The organism is Comamonas sp. w2-DMI (genome assembly GCF_040187735.1).
Lineage (GTDB): Bacteria > Pseudomonadota > Gammaproteobacteria > Burkholderiales > Burkholderiaceae_C > Comamonas > Comamonas terrae.
The window spans coordinates 1-2212 of the sequence record NZ_JBANEL010000069.1; the positions used below are offsets into that span (position 1 = coordinate 1).

1 protein-coding gene and 2 pseudogenes are annotated in these 2212 nt (G+C 65.8%); all 3 read right to left on the reverse strand.

Translation table 11 applies throughout. The features are described from left to right. A pseudogene (locus tag V8Z74_RS26070) lies at nucleotides 1-315 on the reverse strand (peptidase M20); the annotation flags it as partial. Further along, nucleotides 312-2099: a 2-oxo-4-hydroxy-4-carboxy-5-ureidoimidazoline decarboxylase gene (gene uraD / locus V8Z74_RS26075; protein WP_349712280.1), complete on the reverse strand. Its 1788-nt coding sequence runs from the start codon at nucleotides 2097-2099 to the stop codon at nucleotides 312-314. The gene uraD and the pseudogene V8Z74_RS26070, both read right to left, overlap by 4 nt. Nucleotides 2100-2106: 7 nt before the next feature. Continuing rightward, nucleotides 2107-2212, reverse strand: a pseudogene (locus V8Z74_RS26080) (allantoinase); the annotation flags it as partial.

Here is a 2212-nt window from a genome sequence, read left to right on the forward strand (position 1 = left end):
CACGTCGCCGTGGGCATTGAGGGCAATGGTGCGGCCGCCGTCGCCGTACTGGCGGCGCACGATCAGGTTGGTGATGGACTGCATGCCATAGGCCTTGACATCGGCCTCGGGCACGGCGTGCTTTTCGGCCTCGAAGCCGAAGGTCTTGATCAGCTCGGCCGTGCGATCGGCATGGGGCGCGTTGTTGCCGGGGGGCGTGTCGGTGGGGACCTGGACCATGGCCTGCAGGAAGCGCACTTCCTCGTCGAAGTGCTGGTCGATCCAGGCGTCCAGGGCTGCGTAGGTGGCTTGCTTGTCTTGGTTCATGTTGGTCATTGCTGCTCTTGAGCCAGTTGGTTGAGTACGTGGGTGAAGGCATCCACGGACAGTTGCATGTCGTCGGACGTGGAGGATTCGAGCGGGTTGTGGCTGATGCCCGCGTTGAGGCCGCGCACGAACAGCATGGCCTGGGGCATGATTTCGTGCAGCTTCATCGCATCGTGGCCGGCGCCGCTGGGCATGCGGAACAGGGGCACGCCCAGGTCGGAGACGGCGTTTTCCCAGCGCTTTTGCCATTCGGGGGCGCTCGGTGCGGCAGCGGCCTTCATCGACAGCTCCGTCGTGTAGCGCAGGCCGCGGCGCTCGGCGATGGCCGCCAGCTCGGCCATGATGTCCTTGATCATGGCGTCGCGTTGCTCGTTGGTGGGCGCGCGCAGGTCCAGCGAGAACTGGCAGCGGCCGGGCACCACGTTGACCGAGCCCGAAGGCACGTTGAGCTGGCCGATGGTGGCCACGCTGTCGCCGTCCTGGGCCGCGCGTTTTTCGATGTACAGGGCCAGCTCGGCCACGCCGGCGGCGGCGTCGCGGCGGCGGTTCATGGGCGTGGTGCCGGCGTGGCTGGCCATGCCGATCATCTCGCACACATAGCGGGCGCTGCCGTTGATCGAGGTCACGATGCCCAGGGGAATGTCCAGCTCGTTGAGCACGGGACCCTGTTCGATGTGCACTTCGATGAAGCCCAGGTACTTGGCGGGATCGCGTTCCAGCTTGGGGATGTCGTCGATGCACAGGCCGGCATGCTGCATGGCTTCGCGCAGCGTGATGCCGTCGGCGTCCTTCTGGTCCAGCCATTCCTGCTTGAAGTCGCCGACCAGGGCGCCCGAGCCCAGGAAGGTGGCCTTGTAGCGCTGGCCTTCCTCTTCGGAGAAGCCCACGACTTCAATGCTGAAGGGCAGGCGCTTGCCCTGGCGGTGCAGTTCCTGCACGCAAGCCATGGGAACGAAGATGCCCAAGCGGCCGTCGTACTTGCCGCCGTTGCGCACGGTGTCGTAGTGGCTGCCGGTCAGCAGGGTCTTGGCGCCCTTGGCCTCGTATTCCGGGGCCGCCTTGTAGCGGCCGACCACGTTGCCCACGGCATCGATCTCGACTTCGTCGAAGCCGCATTCGCGCATCCAGTGGCTGATGCGCTGGGCGCAGGCACGGTGGGCGTCGGTCAGGTAGGTGACGGTCAGCTGGCCCTTTTCGGCATAGCCGGGGTCGCTGTGCTGGGCCAGGCGTTCCTGCCAGTCCCAGACTTCGTTGCCCAGCGTGGGCTCGTAGCCGAACTTGTCGTTGAGGCGGATCTCGGCGATGCGGTGGATGTTGCGCAGCGCCTCGGCCTGCTCGTAGTCGGGGTGGTTGTGCAGGCGGCGCTCGAAGGTCTCGATGATCTCCGCCTTGGACAGGCCCAGGCCGCGCGGGCCGCGCACGGCCAGGATGAAGGGGAAGCCGAAGCGCTTGTCGTATTCCGCATTGAGCTTGCGGATGTGCTCCAGCTCCTCGGGCGTGCAATTGGTCAGGCCGGCCTTGGTCTGCTCGTTGGTCGATTCGGCCGTGAGCGTCTTGGTCTCCATCTGCTTGCCGGCCAGCTCCGGGTGGGCGCGGATCAGGTCCAGCTTGGCCTGCTCGCTGGCTTCGGCCAGCACCTTGGCCATGGCGTGCTTGATGTGCGCCATGGACTTGAAGGGACGCTGCTCCAGCGCCTTGGCGGCAATCCAGGGCGAGTGCTCGTACAGGCCATCGAGCAGGTCGGTGGCGGTGGCCGCGTCGGCGGCGTTCAGTTGTTCAAGGGTCAGAGCCATGTCGCAATCAATCCTTGCAAGGGAAAAGCTGAGCCCAGTGGCGGGCCAGGTCAATACGGCGGCACACCCACACGTTGTCGTGCTGCTGGATGTGGTCGAGAAAGCGCTGCAGC

Bases quoted from the DNA above. Each gene is read 5' to 3' on its own strand.
- uraD (WP_349712280.1), bottom strand. From the start codon at position 2,099: ATGGCTCTGACCCTTGAACAACTGAACGCCGCCGACGCGGCCACCGCC.